This window comes from Spiroplasma endosymbiont of Panorpa germanica (assembly GCF_964019765.1).
In the GTDB taxonomy this organism is placed as follows: Bacteria; Bacillota_I; Bacilli_A; order Mycoplasmatales; family Mycoplasmataceae; genus Spiroplasma_B.
In genome coordinates this window covers 374,665-397,474 of record NZ_OZ026461.1, presented here as the reverse complement: position 1 = coordinate 397,474, position 22,810 = coordinate 374,665, and the positions used below count along the sequence as shown (strand labels likewise).

The 22,810-nt window shown below is 31.1% G+C and carries 21 protein-coding genes and 1 tRNA gene; all 22 read right to left on the bottom strand.

All coding sequences use genetic code 4. The annotated features are described in order from the left end of the window. Nucleotides 1-21 precede the first annotated feature (21 nt). Nucleotides 22-627, bottom strand: a complete 606-nt coding sequence (locus AACK87_RS01855; protein ID WP_338972911.1) for a hypothetical protein — start codon at nucleotides 625-627, stop codon at nucleotides 22-24. A 36-nt stretch (nucleotides 628-663) separates the two neighbouring features. After that, on the bottom strand, nucleotides 664-1,821 hold the full coding sequence (gene mnmA / locus AACK87_RS01850; RefSeq protein WP_338972909.1) for a tRNA 2-thiouridine(34) synthase MnmA: 1,158 nt from the start codon (nucleotides 1,819-1,821) through the stop codon (nucleotides 664-666). A gap of 22 nt (nucleotides 1,822-1,843) precedes the next feature. Continuing rightward, entirely contained in the window at nucleotides 1,844-3,628 is a 1,785-nt protein-coding gene (locus AACK87_RS01845) for a hypothetical protein (RefSeq protein WP_338972907.1), read from the bottom strand. A 126-nt stretch (nucleotides 3,629-3,754) separates the two neighbouring features. Next, the gene (gene dnaJ / locus AACK87_RS01840; RefSeq protein ID WP_338972905.1) at nucleotides 3,755-4,903 is read right to left on the bottom strand and encodes a molecular chaperone DnaJ; all 1,149 of its coding nucleotides are present in this window, start codon (nucleotides 4,901-4,903) and stop codon (nucleotides 3,755-3,757) included. 57 nt (nucleotides 4,904-4,960) lie between these two features. Next, nucleotides 4,961-6,778 carry a molecular chaperone DnaK gene (dnaK, locus tag AACK87_RS01835; protein WP_338972903.1) on the bottom strand — a complete coding sequence of 606 codons (1,818 nt, stop codon included), beginning with the start codon at nucleotides 6,776-6,778 and terminating at the stop codon, nucleotides 4,961-4,963. 28 nt (nucleotides 6,779-6,806) lie between these two features. Then, nucleotides 6,807-7,433, bottom strand: a complete 627-nt coding sequence (locus tag AACK87_RS01830; RefSeq protein WP_338972901.1) for a nucleotide exchange factor GrpE — start codon at nucleotides 7,431-7,433, stop codon at nucleotides 6,807-6,809. Nucleotides 7,434-7,446: 13 nt separating this feature from the next. Further along, nucleotides 7,447-8,463, bottom strand: coding sequence for a heat-inducible transcriptional repressor HrcA (gene hrcA, locus AACK87_RS01825; protein WP_338972899.1), 1,017 nt, complete (start codon nucleotides 8,461-8,463; stop codon nucleotides 7,447-7,449). 61 nt (nucleotides 8,464-8,524) lie between these two features. Then, the gene (locus AACK87_RS01820; RefSeq protein ID WP_338972897.1) at nucleotides 8,525-10,672 is read right to left on the bottom strand and encodes an ATP-dependent Clp protease ATP-binding subunit; all 2,148 of its coding nucleotides are present in this window, start codon (nucleotides 10,670-10,672) and stop codon (nucleotides 8,525-8,527) included. 108 nt (nucleotides 10,673-10,780) lie between these two features. Beyond that, nucleotides 10,781-11,887 (bottom strand): radical SAM family heme chaperone HemW, encoded by a 1,107-nt coding sequence (gene hemW, locus AACK87_RS01815; RefSeq protein WP_338972895.1) that lies wholly within the window; start codon nucleotides 11,885-11,887, stop codon nucleotides 10,781-10,783. Beyond that, on the bottom strand, nucleotides 11,869-13,380 hold the full coding sequence (locus AACK87_RS01810; protein ID WP_338972893.1) for an MSC_0882 family membrane protein: 1,512 nt from the start codon (nucleotides 13,378-13,380) through the stop codon (nucleotides 11,869-11,871). The genes hemW and AACK87_RS01810 overlap by 19 nt, the downstream gene beginning before the upstream one ends. 28 nt (nucleotides 13,381-13,408) lie before the next feature. Continuing rightward, nucleotides 13,409-13,681 carry a TIGR04561 family membrane protein gene (locus tag AACK87_RS01805; protein WP_338972891.1) on the bottom strand — a complete coding sequence of 91 codons (273 nt, stop codon included), beginning with the start codon at nucleotides 13,679-13,681 and terminating at the stop codon, nucleotides 13,409-13,411. 83 nt (nucleotides 13,682-13,764) lie between these two features. Beyond that, nucleotides 13,765-14,259, bottom strand: coding sequence for a hypothetical protein (locus AACK87_RS01800; RefSeq protein ID WP_338972889.1), 495 nt, complete (start codon nucleotides 14,257-14,259; stop codon nucleotides 13,765-13,767). 2 nt (nucleotides 14,260-14,261) lie between these two features. Beyond that, nucleotides 14,262-14,996, bottom strand: a complete 735-nt coding sequence (nadE, locus tag AACK87_RS01795; protein WP_338972887.1) for an NAD(+) synthase — start codon at nucleotides 14,994-14,996, stop codon at nucleotides 14,262-14,264. Nucleotides 14,997-15,005: 9 nt separating this feature from the next. Further along, on the bottom strand, nucleotides 15,006-16,301 hold the full coding sequence (obgE, locus tag AACK87_RS01790) for a GTPase ObgE (RefSeq protein ID WP_338972886.1): 1,296 nt from the start codon (nucleotides 16,299-16,301) through the stop codon (nucleotides 15,006-15,008). Between the two features lie 18 nt (nucleotides 16,302-16,319). Then, complete coding sequence (locus AACK87_RS01785) at nucleotides 16,320-16,646, bottom strand: hypothetical protein (RefSeq protein ID WP_338972884.1); 327 nt, start codon at nucleotides 16,644-16,646, stop codon at nucleotides 16,320-16,322. 11 nt (nucleotides 16,647-16,657) lie between these two features. Continuing rightward, nucleotides 16,658-17,398, bottom strand: a complete 741-nt coding sequence (locus AACK87_RS01780; protein ID WP_338972882.1) for a DUF3196 family protein — start codon at nucleotides 17,396-17,398, stop codon at nucleotides 16,658-16,660. Between the two features lie 71 nt (nucleotides 17,399-17,469). Then, a tRNA-Arg gene (locus tag AACK87_RS01775) sits at nucleotides 17,470-17,546 on the bottom strand. Nucleotides 17,547-17,646: 100 nt separating this feature from the next. Beyond that, nucleotides 17,647-18,966: a methylenetetrahydrofolate--tRNA-(uracil(54)-C(5))-methyltransferase (FADH(2)-oxidizing) TrmFO gene (trmFO, locus tag AACK87_RS01770; RefSeq protein ID WP_338972880.1), complete on the bottom strand. Its 1,320-nt coding sequence runs from the start codon at nucleotides 18,964-18,966 to the stop codon at nucleotides 17,647-17,649. A 200-nt stretch (nucleotides 18,967-19,166) separates the two neighbouring features. After that, complete coding sequence (locus AACK87_RS01765; RefSeq protein WP_338972878.1) at nucleotides 19,167-19,565, bottom strand: hypothetical protein; 399 nt, start codon at nucleotides 19,563-19,565, stop codon at nucleotides 19,167-19,169. Between the two features lie 10 nt (nucleotides 19,566-19,575). After that, on the bottom strand, nucleotides 19,576-21,546 hold the full coding sequence (locus tag AACK87_RS01760; RefSeq protein ID WP_338972876.1) for an ABC transporter ATP-binding protein: 1,971 nt from the start codon (nucleotides 21,544-21,546) through the stop codon (nucleotides 19,576-19,578). A 130-nt stretch (nucleotides 21,547-21,676) separates the two neighbouring features. Further along, nucleotides 21,677-22,435: a DNA-processing protein DprA gene (locus AACK87_RS01755; protein ID WP_338972874.1), complete on the bottom strand. Its 759-nt coding sequence runs from the start codon at nucleotides 22,433-22,435 to the stop codon at nucleotides 21,677-21,679. Further along, a complete protein-coding gene (locus AACK87_RS01750) occupies nucleotides 22,435-22,740 on the bottom strand; it encodes a single-stranded DNA-binding protein (protein WP_338972872.1) in 306 nt (101 codons plus the stop codon). The genes AACK87_RS01755 and AACK87_RS01750 overlap by 1 nt, the downstream gene beginning before the upstream one ends. Nucleotides 22,741-22,810: the final 70 nt, after the last annotated feature.

Below are 22,810 nucleotides of genomic sequence, written 5' to 3'. Positions count from 1 at the left end.
TCTAAAGACAAATGAATAGTTTTACTTGCTTCTTTTTGGTACAAATTTTACAGTAGTTTTTTTTATATTTTCATCAGCAATTGGTGCTGCGGTTTTTTTCTCTTCTTTTTGCTTCTGCTTAATTTCTTTATATTGCAAACGCTCTTGTTCACGTCTTTCCTTTAGAACTGAGGCTTCCTCAACTTTTAAAGCCTTTTTCTCTTCTTTTGATAATTTTATTTGTTTTTCAGCAATAGCAATTCTACGACGTGTTTCTTCAATGTCGATTTCACGATTAACCGTTCATTCAATTCTGGTATTTTTTTTGTCAATTCTAACTGGAAATCCTTCAATTTCGTAGGCTTTCACCTCTGTAACTTGATTAGTTTTAGGCTCCACAATATCAACAATAACATCAAAAACATCGCGATATTTGTATTCTGGACCTTTACGAGCAAAAACTTGCTCAAAGTTGATTCGAATATTTTTACGTTTTTCCTCTTGAAAAATGTAGTTTTTGATTTCATCTCTAACTACCTTTTTTCTTTGCTTAATTTCATTTTTTTTAGCTTTCTTTCCAGTTATTGACGTAACAATTAAAAATATTATTACTACTACTAAAAGGATAATCACTATTATTCCAAACATATTTTCAAATCCTTTTCTACTCTCTAATATAATAAACTATTTTTTGTCTAAAAGTAAACCCTCTTTAAATAAAACTTTATCGACAGTTCCCCCACCAAGACAAATATTGTTCTTGTAAAAAACAGCTTGCTGTCCCTCAGTCACTGCTTTAACAACTTTTAAAAATTTAACTTCTACAGTAGAATCACCTACTTTATTAACAATTACAGGAATGCTTTTTTGACGATATCTAAACTTAGCTTCACACTCAAAAGAATCAGAATTACTAAAAATCTTTTTAAGATCGCAGTTCCAATTCAAGTCATTAACAATACAAGATGTTGAATTTAAGTATGATTCATCACTTGACTTTGCCACATATATTATCTTATTTTCAATATCTTTCTTAGCTACATAATATGGTTCTTCAAAACCACCCAAATTTAAACCTTTTCTTTGTCCAATTGTGTAATACATCGCCCCAATATGATCTCCTAGAACTTCATTGCTGTTGATGTCTACAATTTTTCCTGGTTGGTTTGGAATATAATTTTGTAAAAATTGGGTAAAATTTCTTTCTCCAATAAAACAAATCCCAGTAGAGTCTTTTTTTGTGGCCGTAATTAAATTATTTTCTAAAGCAATCTGTCTAATTTCTGCTTTGGTATAATTTTGCAACGGAAATAAGCATTTTGAAATTTGATATTGGTTAAGTTGGCTTAAAAAATAAGTTTGATCCTTATCTTCATCCTTTGAAGTTACTAAATTAAATTGCTTTGTCGTTTCATTAAATTCAACTCCTGCATAATGCCCCATCGAAATAAAATCCGCTTTCAGGTTATCAATTGCGTAATTTAAGAACTTGTCAAATTTTATATATTTGTTGCATAGAATGTCTGGGTTTGGGGTCCTCCCTTTTTCATACTCGGTTAAAAAATATTGAAAAACATGATCTCAATATTCCTTTACAAAATCAACGCGATGCAATTTAATTCCAATTTTATCAGCAACAGATTTGGCATCTAAATAATCCTTCTCCTGTTCGCAAACATCACCAATGTTGTTATTACCTAAAAAATCATTATTAAGTTCGGAATCTCAATTTCGCATAAAAAGAGCTTCAACATCGTAGCCCTGTTTTTTTAAAATTATGGCTGCTACTGAGGAGTCAACACCCCCTGATAATCCCAAAATGACTTTGGTTTTTTCTTTCATTTGAAACTCTTCTTTCTAAATTTTATTTTTTAAATTTTTGTAATAATTTATGTTCTTTTTGAGCTATTTTCTTAATTTTTTTAGCACTTCTAGTTTTGCCAAATCAGTTTTCAAAATCATCAAAATCATCTGAGGTATATTCATCGTTGATTAAGATATTTTTTTGTATTCCAGTTCCCAATGATTTCAAAATTTCAGTAGTTGAATTTGACTCTGGATTAATAAAATTTAACTCGTCAGTTGGCAAACCTTTTCTTGAAATTACAGCGCTATTAAAATCATCATTTTGAAATAATGCTGTTTGCTCAAAGTTATTAATAATGGGTTGCTTTATTTTTAATTGCTGAGTTTTTTCATTATTTGTTATTTTATTAATTAAAATATTATTTAAAATTTTTTTAGCTGGTTCTCTATCAGAATTGTGAGCATTGTAACGGATTTGCATCTTTTGGTACTCTTCAGATTGAATGTTTTTTCGAGTTGGAATTATAACTTGATTACTTGATTCAATTTTAACAACTTTTTTTTGAGGTTTTACAAAAATACCATCAAGTTCAATGTCATAATTTTTTCTAGCAATTGTCCTTGGTAAAACATAAGGATTGTATTCACCTTCCTGGTTTTGTGTTAAATCTCCGTTAAAAAAATTATTGTTAACTACTTTATTAGCTCTACCGCTTTGCTCGAAAATGCTATCAATTTCTTTATTATTGAATAAAGTCTCAGCATCGTTTTTGAAAACAACTCTATGTTCTTTATCAACTCTTTCAAAATCATGGAAAATCGGTTCAATAATTTCTTCTTTAAAGTGCTTGTTTACGCTCTTTTGGGTTTTTGAATTATCCACAAAGATATTAGGGTAAAATTCCTGTTCTTGATTTCTTAATGGTTGTTTTTGAATTTTAATTTTTTCTTTAACAGAATGAGAAACATCAGTATGTTTGTCAGCTAAAACTTCTCTTGAAACGATGTTTGAGTTATCTTGTTGGTGAATTACAGTTTCTTCCACTACCGATTTCTTAATAACTGAGTCAGAGCTTGGATTATTATTTAAAACTATACTTTGCTGATTAATTAAGTTTTGGTTGTCCTTGAGATTTGAAGGATTTTGAAAGCTTGAACTATCTAAAATTGTTTTTTCAACTAGTTGCTCACTTTTTGTCGCCTGATTTTGGGCAGCATTAAATTCTGGTCCATTAAAATTAGTAGCAAATTCATCGCGGCCTAGAGGTTTTTGTTCAACTTCAAATTCTTCTATCACATTTGTGAAGGGTTTCTTAAATTCGACTTCTTGAATACTACTTATTTTGCTAAATTGATTTATATTTTCTTGAGTCAAATTTTGTTGATTGCGTTTTTGTCTCATTTCATTTAAAAAAGCCTTCTCGCGAAGTTCAATTATTGATTTGGGTAAATCAGTTTTAGCGTTTAAAACATCATCGGGTCCTAAAACATTCAAACTAGTATTGTGAACATGATCAAAATATTTATCAGATTCCAAAGAATTATTATTTTGATGTTTGATAGCTTCGGGGTCTTTTATTGTATCATCTTTGGTAAAAATGTTTTCGTTGATTTTTGTAATGTTATTATTAAAAAAATGAGCATTTGCGTTTTGAGGCTTTTTGAAAGTTTTATTTAAACTGATATTGGCGATAGTCTGATCTAAGTCAGCTATCCCCTCATTAAATTCTTCTGTAAATTCATCCTCGTATCAAACTGATTCGAGTGGATTAAAATATTTTTTATTGAAAGAATCACCATCGCTTGGACGATTGATTTTTAAAACTTTAACATCTTTTTTCATAAAACACCTACTTTATATTTAATTATACAATATTTTCAAGCTTTTTTGTAATAAGAATGGGTAGTGATAAAATATTTTTTATTCCAAAAAAAACAAAATCCTGATTAAATTAAATCAGGATTTTGTTTAATCGTTTATATCATTTTCGACTTTAAAGTCGGTTTTATCATATAATTGATCAAATAATTTTCTTTCACTATCACTTATTTTATCGGGTAGAACTATATTTAGAACACAAATTAGTTTTCCACGATGTGAAGAATTCTGAGAACGATAAAGTCCCTTATTTTCAATAATAATAGTTGTTCCATTTTGGGCTTTGACAGGAATTTTAATCTGCACGGGACCATCAAAAGTTTCAACTTGAATTTTATTTTGTAAAATAACATCTAAATAACTAACGTTCAAGTTCATTTTAATGTTGCCCTCTTCAGTTAATTCAAATATTTTCGATCTTATTAGGTGAACATTTATATATAAATGTCCTTTTTCCCCTCCTGATTTTGAATAGTTTCCAACGTTTCTCATCACCAGTTGTTGTCCTGGGAAAATTCCTTTAGGAATAGTAACCTCAATAGTTGTTTTCTTATGGTAACAACCCTCACCTTTACAAACTTTACATTTATTTTTAAATGTTTTACCAGTCCCAGCACACTTTGGACAAGTTTGTTGAGTCTGGAATTTGGCGATTCCTAAATCCTGGGTTACATTCACAAATCCAGCCCCAGAACAGAATTCACACTTTATAATGTCTTCTTTATTTTTGGCTCCAACGCCATCACATTCATCACATTTTGTTAATAAATTAGCTTCAATATTTTTGGTTGACCCAAAAATAAGTTCTTTAAATGTTAATTGTATTTCGGCAATTAAATCTTTACCTCTTTCTGGACCACTTTTTTGAAATCCTCCTGAACGGCTGCGACCCCCTCCAAAGAAACCAGAGAAAATATCTTCAAAGAAATCACCATTACCTCCAGAACCCATGTTGGAGAAGAAATCAGAAAATCCCCCAAAACCGGAGAATCCAGAACCAGAAGCTGCATCAAGACCATCATGACCAAATTGGTCGTAACGAGATCTTTTGTTTGGATCCATTAATATCTCAGCTGCTTCAGTTGCCTCTTTAAATTTTTCAACTGCATCAGGTTCTTTATTAACATCTGGATGGTATTTCTTAGCTAACTTGCGATATGCGGTTTTAATTTCCTTCTCGTCAGCGTTTTTGCCAACTCCAAGAACCTCATAATAATCGCGTTTATCCTTATTTGCCATAACTTCCTCTTTCTAACACAAAACAACTAACAAAAGTTAGTTGTAACATTAAGGCAATTATTTTTTACCTTTTTTATCATCTTTCTTGTCATCTTTTTCTTTGGTTTCATCTTTAATTTCTTCAGCTTGACCTTGATTTGCAGCTTGTTGTTGCATTTGTTGTGATGCTGCTTGCATCGCCATTTCTAGTTCACTCATTTTTTGTTCCAAACCAGCTACATCTTCTTTTGTAATTAACTCGCGAATTTCTTTTGCCAATTTTTCTGTCAATTCTTTTTGCTCCGCAGGAACTTTATCTCCAGCTTCAGCGCTTGCTTGTTCAATCATGTTCAAGTAACCTTCTGCTTGATTTTTTAATTCAATAAACTTGCGTTTCTTTTCATCATTTTCAGCATTTGCTTCTGCTTCTTCAATCATTTTTTTAATTTCATCATCACTTAAACTTCCAGAATTTGAAATTGTAATTGATTTTTCTTCGTTTGTTTCTTTGTCTTTGGCATGTACAGATACTATTCCGTTAACATCAATTTTGAAAGTAACTTCAATTTGTGGCACACCTCTTGGCGCTGATTTGATACCTGTTAATTGGAATTGACCTAATGTTTTATTATCAGATGCCATTGGTCTTTCACCTTGTAAAACATGAATATCAACTGCTGGTTGATTATCAACTGCTGTTGAGAAAACTTGTGATTTCTCAGTTGGAATTGTTGTATTTCTATCAATAAGTTTAGTAAATACTCCTCCCATAGTTTCAATTCCCAATGATAATGGTGTTACATCCAATAGCAGAACGTCAGTTACATCACCAGCCAATACTCCCCCTTGGATAGCCGCTCCCATTGCAACAACTTCATCTGGGTTAATTGTTCTGTTAACATCTTTTCCTAATTCTTTTCTAACTAATTCTTGAACAGCCGGAATTCTAGTTGAACCACCAACCAGAAGAATTTGATCAATTTCTGAAGGTTTTAATTTTGCTTCTGATAAAGCATCGCGAACCGGTTTAAGAGTTCTCTCTACTAAATCTTTTGTCATTTTTTCAAACTCAGCTCTTGAAAGTTTTGCTGAGAAAGAAACTGGTCCTGAACTATCCATAGCAATAAATGGTAAATTAATATCAGCTTCTAATTGACTTGATAAGTTGATTTTAGCTTTTTCTGCTTCATCTTTAAATCTTTGTAAAGCCATTTTATCTTTTGATAAATCTATTTTATGTTCAGCTTTAATTTTGTCACCAATTCAGTTCATGATTTTTTCATCAAAATCATCTCCTCCAAGTTTGTTATCCCCACTTGTTGAAAGAACTTCATATGTTCCATCAGCTAATTCAAGAATAGAAACGTCGAATGTTCCTCCTCCTAAATCGTAAACAAGAACTTTTTGTTCTTTATCTTGTTTGTCAAGACCATAAGCTAGCGCTGCTGCTGTTGGTTCGTTTATAATTCTTTCAACTTCTAAACCAGCAATTTTACCAGCATCTTTTGTTGCCTTTCTTTGAGCATCGTTGAAGTAAGCTGGTACAGTAACAACAGCTTTAGTAATTTTTTGTCCCAGTTTTGCTTCTGCATATTTTTTCATATATCTTAAAATTTCTGCTGAAATTTGTTCTGGAGTATAATCTTTTCCTTCTAAATTTACTTTATTACTTGTTCCAATTTGTCTTTTAATTGAAATTGCAATATTCGGGTTAGTGACCGCTTGTCTTTTTGCAGCTCCCCCAACAATAATTTCTGAATTTTTAAAAGCTACAACCGATGGAGTTGTTCTTTGACCTTCAGGGTTCTCAAGAACCATTGGTTGTCCTCCATCCATGATCGCCACAACAGAGTTTGTTGTACCTAAATCAATTCCTATAATTTTTTCCTTTGACATAATTTTTTTCCTCTCTTAAATCTACAATCTATTTTGCTACCTTAACAACCGCATATTTTATAACACGATCATGTAATTTATATCCGTTTTGAATAACTTGCGCGATCAATCCACTGGCAACCGCTTCTGTTTCGACTTGTTCATTTGCTTCGTGGATGTTATGATCAAATTTATCTCCAACTTTTGTTTCAATAATTTTGATACCCGCATTTGCTAGGGCCTCATCAATTTGTTTGATTATGAATTCAAAACCAATCAAATAATTTTTCACTTCTGGATTTTCGTTTGGTTGATTTAAAACTCCTCTGAACAAATCTATTGCGGGAATTATTTCTTCAGCTAAACGCTGACCCCCATATTTTTTAACATTTAATGTTTCTTGTTGATACCTTCTAACAGTATTTTGATTATCAGCAATTGCTAATAACTTTTCCTCTTTTAGTCGGTTATTCTCAAAAAGCAATTCCTCTAAATAATTTTCTAGTTGATCGATTGAATCGTTTGCCTTTTGGATTTCACCTTTACTTTTTTTGATATTTTTGGATTCTTTTTTACTTAAATTATCGTCAATAGTTTCGCTAGAATTATCAACAGAAAATTTATTTTTTAAATCCTCAATTAATTTTTTAATATCTTTAACACTGGTTTCTGGCACAAATATTCCTCCTTTAATTTTTGAAAAATTGTTCTTTTATTTTGACCCCAATTCAATCTAATAATTCCTTAGCCTTATCATATTGAATTCTTTTGGGACCAACTAATGTTATCGCACTGGTTTGACCGTCACCAGTTTCAAAATTTGTACCTATTAATGCCAAATCATTTGCATCACTTCCAATTTCAAAACCTATTTTGGCCTGAGCACTTCCCTCATCTAATGATTGACTTTTATATCATTCAAAGGGAGAAATGCTTTCAATCAATTTCAAAACACTCTTGATTTTATTTGGATCAGAAAATTCTGGATTTTCTAACATATATTGAACCCCTTGTGTTTTGGTCACTGTATTTGTGTTATGAATAATCACATTCAAAAAAGTCTGTAATACAAATTCATATTTTTTTACTTGTTGCTGTAAAATGGGTTTAATCGCCTCAATTTTAACATCAAGATCTTTTATTTTTGTCTCCAAAATTCTATCGTTGAATAGATTAATTGAAGTTTGTAGATCGCTTAAAGATACATTCTTTAAGTCAAAAACTTTATTTTCCACAACCCCATTTGAAAGAGCGAATATAACGACCGCACTATCTGGAGAAATTGGAATTAACTCAGCCTTTCTTAATACAGCCTCCCCATTATTTGGGGTGGAAGTTATGACAGTAGCCAGACTTGTCATTTCACTTAGTATCTTTGAACTTTCATCTAAGACTTCAGCAATGCTTGCATTTCTTTTTTCAAAAATTTTGTTAAGTCTTGCTTTAATATCATCGACGTTTTCTCTTGACATCAAGTTATCAACAAAATATCGATATCCGGTAGTTGAGGGAATCCTTCCTGAAGATGTATGTTCTTTTTCCAAAAAACCTTTTTCTTCTAGTACAACACCTTCACTTCTGATTGTGGCTGAAGATATTTCAATATCGATTAAATCATGAATTTTTTTAGAACCAACAGGTTGAGCCGAACGGATATATTCCTCAATTATTATTTTTAAAATCTTCTCTTGTCTTTTCGTCAGCATCTTGGCAACTCCTTAAAAATCTCTTTATGATTTTATATATAGCACTCTAACTTTTCAAGTGCTAATTTAGTTTTTTTGTAGAATCAATCACAAATTCGCCTTTTTGCACATCAATTACATAATTTCTTTTCTCTTCAATATCACCAGACACAATTGCCTTAGCAAGAATTGTTTCAATTTTATTGCTTATGTATCTTTTTATTGGTCTAGCACCATATTGCTTATCATAACCCTCTTCTAATATTTTATTTTTTGAAGCCTCAGAAAAGTTTATATAAATTTCTTTTTCATTCAATAATCGTTCTTTTAATTCATCAATTAAATTTTCAATTATTTCTGAGACAACCATTTTTGAAAGAGGTTTAAAGATGACAATATTATCAATTCTATTTAAAAATTCTGGTCTAAAGTAATTGGCAAGTTCTTTTTCTATAGTTGTTTGATCAATTAGTTCTGATTCGCTATTTAAAAGAGTTTCTGAACCAATATTTGAAGTCATGATGATAATTGTGTTCTTAAAGTTGATAAATTTACCTAAAGAATCAGTTAAATGACCATCATCCAAAATTTGAAGCAAAATGTTTAACACATCGGGGTGAGCTTTTTCAATTTCATCAAATAAAACAATGCTATAAGGATTTCTACGAACCGATTCAGTTAGTTTTCCACCTTCTTGATAGCCAACATATCCTGGAGGAGCACCAATTAGTTTTGAAACTGATTGTTTCTCCATAAATTCTGACATATCAATTCTTATCATTTTTTTATCTGAATTAAAAAGCACTTCTGACAAACTTCTTGCTACCTCGGTTTTACCAACTCCTGTGGGACCTAAGAATAAGAAACTACCAATTGGTCTGTTCGGGTCTTTTATACCAGCACGACTTCTCAAGATTGCGTCGGCAACATTTTGAATGGCTTCGTTTTGTCCCTTAACTCGACGTTTTAACATGGTTTCTAAACTCATTAATTTTGATTTTTCATTTTCAACCAATTTTTCAACAGGAATTCCGGTTCAACGGGCTACGATATCTGCTACTTCGATTTCTGTAACATCCTCATTAATTAAATGTTCGCTTATATCGCTATCAGTTATTTCTAATTTTTTTTCTAGGGTTGGTATTAAAGAATACTGAATTTCCCCAGCACGGTTTCAATTACCTTGAGACTGAACCAACTCCAGTTCAGATTTTAGTTGTTCTAGTTTTGATCTCATTTCTGTAATTCGATCAATAGACTTACGTTCTTTTTCTCAACGCTTATTCAATTCACCTTGATTAATTTTTAATTTTTGTAATTCTTTTTCTGCCTCTTTTAGACGTTCTTTTGACTTATCATCTGTTTCCTTTGAAAGAGCAGCTCTCTCAATTTCTAGTTGCATAACTTTTCGGTTTATTGTATCTAATTCAGATGGAACTGAAGTTAATTCAGTTTTTGTAGTTGCGCAGGCTTCATCAATTAAATCAATTGCTTTATCTGGTAAAAATCTATCGGCAATATATCGTGTTGATAAATTAGCAGCAGCCACAAGTGCATTATCATGAATTCTTACTCCATGAAATGTTTCAAAGCGTTCTTTTAAACCTCTTAGAATAGAAATTGTTTCATCCACACTTGGTTCACTAACTAAAACAGTTTGAAATCTTCTTTCCAAAGCTGGATCTTTTTCAATATACTCACGATATTCTTTTAAAGTGGTAGCCCCAATTGCTTTTAATTCTCCACGAGCAAGTGAAGGTTTTAAAAGATTGGAAACGTCCATACCCGAAGATTGACTAGTTTTACCCGCTCCTACAATCAAATGCATTTCATCAATAAAAAGAATTATCTCACCCTCAGATTTTTTAATAGCATTAATAATCCCTTTAACTCTAGACTCATAATCTCCCATATACATAGCTCCGGCCATCAAGCTTCCCATGTCCAATTCTAAAATCCTTTTATTTTTTAAAATTGCTGGCACATCATTTTTAATAATTCTTTGAGCCAAACCTTCGATAACAGCAGTTTTACCCGTTCCAGGTTCCCCTATTAAAGCTGGATTATTCTTTGTTTTTCGAGAAAGAATTCTAATCACACGCATTATTTCATCATCACGACCAATAATTGGATCAATTTTTCCATCCTTAGCGTTTTGAGTCAAATCCCTTGTATATTTTGATAAAATATCTGGATCATTTGCAGGATCTATCTTTTGGTTAAATTCCATATTATCCCTCCTTAAAAGTTAGCAATATAGCCTTTGGTTTGTTAACTATTGAGATAATAAAATAAAAATTTAGCAATGTCAATAGTAGAGTGCCAAATTTTTTATTTTTTAAATAATGTCTAGAAGGATGTTATCCATAATCTCATAACCCCTCGGGGTGCATTTAAAGCCTGTTTCAGTCTCTTCTAACAATTGATTATTAAAATGAATTTGAAGTTCTTCTCGAAAATAACTCAGGGCCTCTTTGCTGTGTTTTACCTGATTAAAATCTATGCCATCAATTAACCTCAGTCCCATCATAATGATCTGAAAATAATACTCTTTCTGCGAAATTTCTTGCAAAACGCATTCTCAATTTTCTACATTACCTTCGTTTTTAGTTAAAAATAATTTACCGTCTTTACCAATAAAACCAGCTGCTCCTAAACCAACACCAATAAAATGCTTATTTTCTCAATAAGCTAAATTGTGCTTTGAAACTAAGCCATTTAGGGAATAATTTGAAACCTCATATCTTTTATAACCCAAAACTTCTAGTTGCTTATTAATTATCTCGTCAAAATATTCATCATTATCAGGAATTTTTTTCTTTAATTTTCCTCAAATCGAATTTTCTTTCAAAATTAATGAGTACCAAGAAATGTGGTCGGGTTTAATTTCGCTGATTTTTTGAATATCAATTAAAATATCTTCTTTTGATTGATCAAACAAATTGTAAATCAAATCAATTGAAATATTATCAAAACCAATTTCTCGAGCCATTTTTATTACATTAATTGGTTGTAAATTATCATGAATTCTTCCAATTTTCTTCAAAAGCAAATTACTAAAACTTTGAACCCCAATACTCAATCTGTTAATTCCAAAATCCTTATAAATTTGCAGTTTTTCTTTAGTCACTTTTTCTGGGTTGATTTCGATTGTGTATTCCAAATTTTTATTTACAAAGGGTTTAAGAATTTCTAGCATTTTTATAGTACAAAGTTCATTTAAACAACTAGGCGTTCCCCCGCCAATATAAATTGTTTCTAAATTTTGTAAATAATCACTTTGACTATTAACTTCAATTTCTAACTTGTCCAAGTAATTTTCTACTTGTCTATCTGAGGTCTTTTTGACCTTAACAAAATCACAAAAAAAGCAAATATTATCACAAAAAGGAATGTGAACATATAAGCTTTTTACTTCTGTTTTAACTAATTTAACATTTGTCATGGTCAACGGAATGGAACCCCTTTTTTCTTTTTGATAATAATAATTGGTATTACAATAACAAATAAAATAGTAAATAATGTAACAAAAAATATAATCATGCAGCGTTTATTTGCCCCTCTTTTAATAGCTCTTATTTCATCTGGGGGTAAAATTTCATAACCATAATACGAAATTAAATTGTTTTTTCTAATTTTTGTGAAAACAATATTTGCAATATGAATTCCTAGAACTGTCAGCAAGCAAGTAATTGTGACAGTGATTTCTGAAGTAAAGTTCTTAAAGTTACCCACTTTTCAGAAAAACAAGTAAATATCAGTTTTTCCCGATTCGAATGCTGTCTGCATTCCATAAAGTATTCCTAGAACAATTGACATTAAAACATAACTTGTAAAAGCAATTCAGTTTAAGTAAACCGCTCTAGCAACAATTGCTCGATAATTTTTGGTAATAAAATAAGGTACATTTTCATATCCCAATCTTAAATCTTTTTCATATTTTTTAACGTTTGCATTTAAAAATAATAAGTCCGCAAGTCCGATTAAAAATAAAGATAAAGAAATGATCATTATGCTTATCATTCAAAATGGATAAGGAATATTAACCGTTGGAATGCCTCAAATTTTTTGATTTGGATCTGAAAGACTCAAGCCCATTCTTTTGGCTTCAAAATAAGCCGCAGTAAAGATTGATGTTGTTATTAAACCAACTAATCCAAAAATAATTAGCAAGGCAACGCGAGTTTTCTCTAGGAAAATTTCTTTCAAAATTTGCTTGGGAATAATTTGAGATTTAGAGTACTGCTTTGAGTATTCCAGTTTCTCTTTTTTATCAAATTGATTATTTCAACTATAATCAGGGGCAAAATTTGGCATATTCCCACCTGGATTGTAATTTTGATTGTTTCCAAGTGGAGCTGGATTTGGTTGAGATGAATTAGGCTTACTAAAAGATTCGCTTTGATTAAATTCACAACCAGGCACATCACAAGAACCATTATTTTGATGGTTTAAAGCTTCTTGTGAATAATTTGTTTGTCTTGGTACTTGAACTGGGGCTAGGGATTGATAATAACCTGATTGATTATAGTAATTTAAATTATTATTTATCGGTTCATACGGATTAAAGTCATAGTTTCCATAACTTATTGGCTTTTCAAAGTCCATTGTTTCTTGATAATAATTTTGTGGGTAATTGTAATTGCCTTGATTTCAATTATTTTGATAATTATTTTCGTTCTCTAAGCGGTATTGAGAATATCTTTGTAATTTTTTTTGATATTCTATTTGCGCAGATGACTGATTATTTTTAATAACAGATTTTTGGTATTCAGAGGTGTCGTCAATAAATGGCAAATCGTCGTTAAAACTATTTGCAGATCTTTGATCGTATCGACGGGGTTGAATGACATTGCGGTTTTGATTCCCATAATTTGGGTCAAAGTTATTATTCTGATTATTATAACCATTGTTCTTAAAATCATTGTTGTATCCCATAATGCCGCCCCATTTCTATTCTATTTGATTATTTTTTGTTCTTAGTTTTTTCCAATTTTTTGATTTTCAAAATTTCCTTCTCAAATTCTAATTGCAAGTCCTCAAATTTATAAAGATCTTTTTCACTAATTTTTTCTGACTGATTCTTATCTTTTAAATATTTACTTCTTGACTTGATAAAAATCGAAACGTAGAGAGATAAAAAAATCACAGCAAAAACTATGAAAATTAATAAAATTGCTCAAACCGGAACAGAAAAATCAAGAATTTCTAAACTAGCATAAAAAGTCCATATCTTCATCTTTTTTTCTCCAATTTGATAAATATCCGATAGCCCTACCTTCAATTTATTTCATTATATCATTTTTTTAGCAAAAAAGGTCGCTAATCTATGTTTTCAACGACAATATCAATCATTTCCCTTTTTCAACCATCTATATCTATCTTGTTAACAAAATAACTAATAAATTCGTCTTTTTGACTAATAATTAGTAATTGGGACAAGTCATCTTCTAAAATATGATTTTTGTTCAAGTAGTCAATCACGATGGTGGGGTAATTGGGATTAAATCATAATGAATTAATAGCTTTATTAGAAAAGTCCAAGACATTGGTAGGTTTCTCTAAATTATTGAAAACAAATTTGTAAATTTGCATGGCTGTAATTGGAAGACCTAATAGGTCATCCTTTACTAGTGTTAATTTTTCTGGTTTATCATCATGGATTTGTAAGAATTTCAAAGCTTTATCGATAAAAAATTCATAGGCCAAGATCAAATTAATAGCTGAAGTTATTTCATCGAAAATAAAATCCATATCTCTGTCTTCTAAGTTATTTAAAAACTCGCTTAGATGAGCGATTTTAGATTGTTCAATCACTTTTAGCCTCGCTTAAATGGTTTTGGTTGGTTGGCCCCACGTCTTTTATGTTCACTAATTTTATGCAAACTATCAACTCGGTTTTTTAATTCCGGGTTTGATTTTTTTCCGCATAAATAATCATCAATTTCATTGTATGAAAATCCAATCTCTTTTTCGTCGGTTTGTCCCTCTCAAAGGGAAGCTGTTGGTGGGCGTTTTATAATTGAAGTTGGCACTTCTAAAATTTTTCCCAAATCACTAACTTCTCCTTTTAGCAAATGAACCAGGGGTAGTAAATCACATCCCCCATCACCAAACTTAGTGAAATATCCAATATGTCATTCAACAGCGTTATCAGTTCCCAGAACCAAATAATTTTTAGATTGACCTAAACCATATAAACTACTCATTCGTAATCGAGCTTTTGTGTTTGCCAACGCCAAATCACTAACTGGTAAATTAGTTTTTTGCAATTCTGTTTTAATACTTTGAAAAACACTTAGCAAATCAACTTTAACATTATTCAAATGATGTTTTTGGATTAATTCATTTACACAGTCCAAATCTTCTTGAGATGATTGGATTGGCATTCAAACTGTAAGATAATCATCAGGAAAAGCTTCTTTGGCCAGAAGGCTCATAACAGCAGAATCAATTCCTCCACTAACCCCAACAATCACTCCTTTGGCGTTAGCTTTTTTGGTTTCTTCTCTAATAAAATTAACTAGTTCGTCTTTATATTTTTTTAAATCCATTTTTTACCTCTAATCCATTCATTCTAATTCAATATCATAAATTTTAACAAAATCACCCTTGGCAGCGCCTTTTTCTCTAAGAGTATCATAAATTCCTAATCTCCTCATTTTTTCATTAAAAAGCAAGAGATTATCATGAGTGGCAATTGGGGTTTTTTGATAAACTTTAAAGACCGATTCTCCCTTAACTTCTCAACGACCGTTACCCAAATTAAGAACTTGAATATCTTTGGTTGGTGATTCAAAAGTATAAACTTTAACCCCTTCTTTAATTTCATTTCCCTTAATTTCTCAAAGTGGAATATCTTTTGTATTTTCTAAAGCATCTGCGATCGCTGTTAAAAGTGTGGGAATATTAGTTTTTTTAGTTCCTGAAATCTCTATTATTTCATAATCTTTAAAGTGTTCTTTAAAATCGATTATGTTTATTTGAGCTTCATCTAAATCCATTTTATTAGCCACAATAATTTCTCGACGTTTATCTAGATTTAAATTGTAAGTGACTAGTTCGTTACGAATTAGTTCATAATTTTTGATCACATCTTCGGTTCCGTAATTTCCTGACATATCAATTACATGACATATAATACGACATCTTTCAATATGACGTAAAAATTCATGTCCTAAACCTTTACCTAGACTAGCTCCTTCGATCAATCCTGGTAAGTCTGCTACTGTAAATGTTCTACCATTGTTGTCACGACTTACTCCCAGCTGAGGATTAATCGTTGTAAAAGGGTAATCCGCAACTTCTGCTTTTGAATTTGAAATAGCTCTTAGTAGAGTGGATTTTCCTGCATTTGGTAATCCCACAAAACCAACATCAGCTAAAACTTTTAATTCGGCACGGATTGAAAATTTTTCTCCCAATTCTCCAGCTTCAAAAATTGTTGGAGCTTTGTTACGAGAGTTGGCAAATCTAGCATTTCCTTTTCCACCTTTACCACCTTGGGCTAAAATCACAACCTGACCTTCCTTGGTAAAATCAGCTAGAATATCTTGGTTTTCTTGATTAATTAAAACTGTTCCCACAGGAACTTTAACAATTATATCTTTACCATCTTTCCCGTGCATATTTTTTATGTCACCTTTTTCACCATCAAAGGCAAAATAGTTTTTTTGTAATTTTAAGTCTAAAAGTGAAGACTTACCTTCATCACCGATGAAGACAACATCACCACCATCACCGCCATCACCACCATTGGGTCCTCCATTGGCTACAAAGAGTTCGTGACGAAAACTAACAGCTCCATCACCACCCTTTCCGGCTTTAACTTCAAAAAGGGCTACATCAACAAATTTCATTTTAAACCCTACTTTCTTCTATAATTTAATTTCTCCGTTTAATAATTGTTCATAACAAATTTCACAAGCAAAAGTTGGTATTAGATTATCAGCATTTTCATCATCAAATTGCTGTCAAATTGAAATGGGTTCGTCTAACAACTCATCTAATTGCTTATCTAAAATTTTGGGATTATCCTCTAATATTTGATTTGCAATATTTCCGATACTTTCTGGAGCATTAACAGCTACATATTTAATATCATCATCTCCACAAAGCGAACACGAAATACTAAATAGTTCCTTCATCACATCTCTGGCGTCTTCAAAGATTTTAAAATCACTTGATAAAAATTGTTTTTCCATATTTTCGTCCTCTAAATTATATTGTAAGAATTGATTAAGTCAACTGCTTTAATAAATTTTTTTTCCTCTATTTTCATAATTTCTTTAATATTATTATACCCGATTTCCATCCCTTGTGCCACCGAAGCTTTATATCAAATTGCACCGACAATAACATCAATATCTTGCTCATCAAAATTGGGGAACGCCGCATAAAAGTAACTATTTAAAATAAATTCACAAACCCCAAAAAGACTGGGATTATCATTATATACGAGTTCTTCTAATCTGTGCTTAATTATTTCAAGTTTTTTAAGATATTCTCTTAAGTCCATTTTTGTCGGATTAAAATTGTGTCAACCGTTTTTTTTGAAAACCTTGAAATCTTCATCCACTTGTTGTTCGGCTAGTATAAATAAAATGCAAACTTTATTCTCATCACAAACAATATCACTACTTAGCATATTTTTCAACTCCAAAAGTAAATTTCTTACATTAAAACCTTTAAGAGCTTCAATGGCGTTTAATTGAATATTTGCATCAGCACTGGCCAGCATTATTTTAATTGAATCAAGATTTCAAGACTTCTGATTTTGCTCCCTACCATTTCGTAGAAGTTCCAAGCGTAGTTGCAATAATTGTTCTTCAAATTCGATTGGCAAATAAGGCATTCCTAACTCTTGATCTATAATTGATTGAGCCTCTTGATATTTTTTAGCATCTAATAACTCTTTAATTTCTAAGATGGTTTGAGGGTAAAAATCATTATTCATCATGTACCTCATTTCTGGTTAAATTATATAAAAAAAAGACACATCATTCAATGTGTCCTTAGCTTTTTTATTGGCGCCCACGAGAAGATTCGAACTTCTGACCCTACGCTTAGAAGGCGCATGCTCTATCCTACTGAGCTACGTGGGCAATTCCATATAAATAATAGCATATTTTTTATCAACAATATTAAAAAAAGTAAAATTTATTCAATTTTACTTTAAATTTATTAAATATATTGTCAGCTTTACTAAAAATTATTGAGGATTTTTTTTATATCCTGAATTGCTCTTTGAGAATATGATTGTTTTTTGTCCTCTTTTCGAGATTTAGCTAAATTTAATGGTAAACTCGCTACGACACTCCAATTTGCTTTCATTGGCTGGAAATTTTGTGAGCTTGTTGTAATTATATAGTTAATCAAACCTCCAATGACGGTGGTATTTGGCATTTTAACCATTGGTCTGTCAGTTAAAAAGTTAGTCATATTTCTGGCAGCAATAATTCCCGTAGCAGCTGATTCTACATAACCTTCTACTCCAGTTATTTGACCAGCAAAGAAAATGTTTTCACAAATTTTCATTTGCAAATGATGGTTTATAATTTTGGGAGCATTGATAAAGTTATTCAAATGCATAACTCCGTATCTGACAAATTCCGCTTTCTCAAGTCCTGGTATTAATTGAAAAACTCGTTTTTGTTCTGGTCACTTTAAATTAGTTTGAAATCCAACTAAGTTATATAAATCATCTTTGGCATTATCTTGACGCAGTTGGACCACCCCGAAATTATTTGTGCCATCAAAATTTCTTAGTCCTGCTGGTTTTAACGGACCAAAAAGCATGGTTTTATATCCTCTTTTAGCCATTGCTTCAATTGGCATACAGCCCTCGAAATATTTAAGTTTCTTGTCATTTTCTAGATGAGATTCTGCAACTTGGGCGTTAATTAATTCTTGATAAAACAAATTGTATTGTTCTTCATTCATTGGACAATTAATGTAGTCTTGGGTTTCACCCTTTTCATAGCGATTTTTTTTAAAAGCAATTTTCATATTAATCGATTCCTTTTTTACAATCGGGGCAACTGCATCATAAAAGTAAAAATAATCCTTACCAATAATTTTTTGAATTTCATCTTGTAAGCTCGAAGTCGTCAATGGTCCACTAGCAATAATTGTTGGCAGACTTGTATCAATTTTTGTTACTTCTTCATTAATGATTGTGATATTTGGATCCTCTTCAATTTGTTTGGTGATAAAATTTGAAAAATTGTCTCGATCAACCGCTAACGAACCTCCCGCTGGTAGTTTGTTGGCTTCTGCTGCTCTAATAATTAATGAGTCTAAGTTTCGCATTTCTTCCTTCAAAGTTCCCACAGCATTTTTTATATCATCACTGCGCAATGAATTTGAACAAACCAATTCTGCAAATGAATCCAAATTCTGCACTGAATTACGCCTCAATCTTTTTACCTCATAAAGATTCACTAAAATACCTTTTTTTGATAACTGGTACGCAGCTTCACATCCAGCTAAACCCGCGCCAATAATATTAACAATTCTTTTCATTAAATTAGTATATCACTTTTTTGCAATTTAATAACAAAACTTGTTAACAATGATTTTTTTCTGAAGAACCTAAAACAAAAAAACTCCATACAAAATTCGTACAGAGTATAATTTTTTATTTAAATTTCAATTGTGTAATTTAATAAAATAACTTGTTGACTTTTATTTTAGTTTCTAGCAATTGTGAAATTTAAAAGATTTTATTTTTGTAAAGTAGTAATTGTTATTAATGTTAATCCTATTGAATAACATATTGCAGTTAAAACTAGTGATGCCCCCGCAAAACCTGCAAAAACTCCACTTCCCATTCCTTTTCCTCAAAATAAGAAGAATGTGTCATTCGCTACTCCTGCACTTGTTAAAACTAATAGGAACAAGATTATTGAAGCAACTGAAACTGTTATTCAACCCAAGTATTTTTGAGATTTAAACATTCCAATTACTCCATTGACAACAACTGCTCCCAATAACGCTAGGTAGACAACCCCACCAAGCACGGCCACAGTACCACCATTTTTTGTTACAAAGAAGTTAGTAACTCCTAAAATAAAAGCAATTACAGACCATACTATAATTAATATACTACCAAATTTTTTCATATTTTCTCCTCTAATCCATTAATCCGGCTTTATACAGTTCCTGGAAATGACCAGGTTTGTTTTTTAGTTCATCAAAGGTTCCGCTTTGAGCAGCTCCAATTCCTTTTGCTAAAACAATTATTTTATCAGAATTTTTAATTGTGCTTAGTCTGTGGGCAATTGAAATAGTCGTACGGCCTTTCATTAGTTCTTCTAGATTAGCTTGAATTTCTTTTTCAACAATGTTGTCTAAAGCACTGGTTGCTTCATCAAGAATTAATAGTTCTGGATCTTTCAAGAACATTCTAGCGATTACTAGACGTTGTTTTTGACCTCCTGACAACATAAATCCGCGTTCTCCAAGTATTGTACTATAACCATCTGGCCAAGTGCTAACCAATTCGTGAAGTTCAGCTTTTTTAGCTGCTTCATAAACTTGTTCATCAGTAGCATCAAAACGACCATAACGAATATTGTCTAAAACATCACCAAATAAAATTTGAGGTTCTTGTTCAACATAACCAACTTTATCCAAGTAACTTGAGAGTTGAATATCTTTTAAATCATGTTTTGAGTTAATTAAAACTTGTCCTTCCGAAGGATCATAGAATCTTAATAGCAGTTTAGAAATTGTTGATTTACCAACTCCGGTTTCTCCAACAAAAGCATAACTTTTACCTTTTTCAAAAGTGATATTGAATTTTGGCAAGATTACTTGTTCTGGTTTTTCTGGATAAGCAAAGACGACATCTTTAAAGACAATGTCCCCATCAATATGTTCAATGTGAATCCCTTCGTTTGAATCATAGTGAGGATCTATAATTGATTTAGAGTTAATAATAGCATAAATTCTTTGTGAAGAAGTTGATGCTGAAGCTAGTCCAACAGCTACCCTTACCATTTGCATTAGTGGCCCAATCATTGTTCCGACACCAGAAATAAATGAAGTTAAAGCTACTGATAAGATTGCTACATTATCATGATATCTTAAAGCCGCTGCAATTATTATAACAATTTGAATCGAAGAAATCCCGGCAATCATAATTGTTATCATAATAGCTTGCATATTTACTAATTTTTTTGACTTATTATAGTAGTCTTTATGAACTTCTTTAAATCTTTCGGTTTCGTATTCTTCTGTTCCCGAAGCTTTAATTAAACGAACTGTATTAATTCTGTCAGTTACATCTCCATTAATTCTTGTAATCGAACTTCTTACGCGGAACATCATTTTTTTAACGATTGTAAATGAACCAAAAATAGTTACTAAAATAATTAGCATTGCTCCAACTACTACTAAGGTTAAGAATCCGTTGATAGTTGACATAACAATTAACGATCCGAAGAAAGTGAAAATAGCTGACAACATCGTTACTGGAACTTGTTGCGCTTGTTCACCGATTATTTGTGTATCAGAAACTATTTTGGTCAAAATTTCTCCAATTTTTTTATCTGAGTAATAACTCATATCTTGTTTTACTAATTTTTCAAGAGATTTATTTCTTAAATTAATTTCAATTCTTTTACCCATTAAACCCGCTAAGAAGTTTGAAATAAATGTAAATACCGCAATAAATCCAAATAAAACTAGTTGCACATAAATTCACCCAGTTCAAGTTAGTTCCATCCCAAATAAATTTGAGAAATAAACTAAGTCATCTCCCACAAATTTTGCAGAAATGAATGAATAAGTTTTGTGAATAAAGTCATTAAATTCGGTTAAGCCACCCGCTGATGAGATATCTCCAGTAAAGGCTTTTTCCAATTGACCCGCCATTAAAGTTCCCATTAATCTTTCTGTAATTTTAGGCCCTAAAACAGTGGCAATAGATGAGAGCAAAGTAACCAAAATAACTGAAATAGTTATTATTCAATACTGTTTAAAGTATCCTGACAAAAGACCAAAAAATGATTTTTTATCTTTTTTAGCAAAAGCTTCTTCTGCTTTTTCGTTAGCTTCATTTATGGCTGCTTGTTCTTTTGTTATAGTAGTTTGTTCCATGATAATTCCTTTCGTCCTATTTATTAAATTTTACTCTTATAATATAATACTACTTTTATAATTTTAATTAAAGAAAATTTGATATTTATAAAATATTTATACAGCAATAAAAATACCAAATTAATGGTATTTATAAAATATTTAAAATGTCAGCTCCACTTTGAACAATCAAAGCCCCTTCTTTAATCAGGCTGTTATTATTGGATTTCTTGTAAATCTCTTCAGGCAGGACAAATATCGATTTGCCCGAATCATTTAAAAGAGTGATTGTTTGCTTGAAATGATGTTCACTACTATCACAAATAACTAAGGCAGTTTTACTGATGCCTGTAAAAATTCGCTCATACATAGGCCCTAAATAGCTGGCCTCTGTTTTTTCATAAAATTCTGAAATAACAAGTAAATTATTGGAAAACTCATAATCTTTAATTAAATCAGCATTACTTTTTAAAAAACATAATAGCGGCTCTTTGACTACTAGAATTATTTTTTTACTAGGATTAAAAACCACCTTCAATGAATCGTTAATATGATTGTCTATTTTTATTACCATTATAGGGCTATTTTTGTGAAAAAATTTGACAAAGTCTTTGAGAGCTTTGCTTTGATATTTGCTTAATTTGGCCCCAATAACCATTCCAACGCAGCGATAATACTGATTTATTAAATCAATATTTCCATAGTGAAAAATGACAAATGGTGGATTATTGACTTCTCTTAAAACGTCAGGATATAGCGGATTATTGATCGATAATGATTTTGCTTTAATTTCTTTATCGATTAATTCCAAGTCCCCATTTAATATTTTTTCGTTGTTTTTGATAGCTTTATAAATCAATTTTCAATTACCATAATACTTTAAGGCGAAATATAAAATTACATCATTCACTAGTTTAGGTAAATGATTTTGCTAGCGACTATTTCGTTAGCAAAATTTGACAACTCACCGTTAGCAAAAGATCTTATATGTCCCTCAATACCCAAGTAAGCTTGGTCATGGAGACTGTATTCATCTAAAATAGTATTAGATCAAGCCTTGATATTTATAAAATCCTCAGTTATCTCACCGGCTTTATTTTTAAAAGGTTTGGGTGTTCTTAATACAAATTTATATAGTTTTTTAAGGCCATCACCTGAAGTATAAACCACTTGGGGTTCACCCTCCATTTGACCAATTACGATTACATTATTCATTTTATCTTCCTCCTAATCTATTTCGCAAAAAATAGCTCAAAAGCAGATAATTTTTAAATAAAAAAGACTA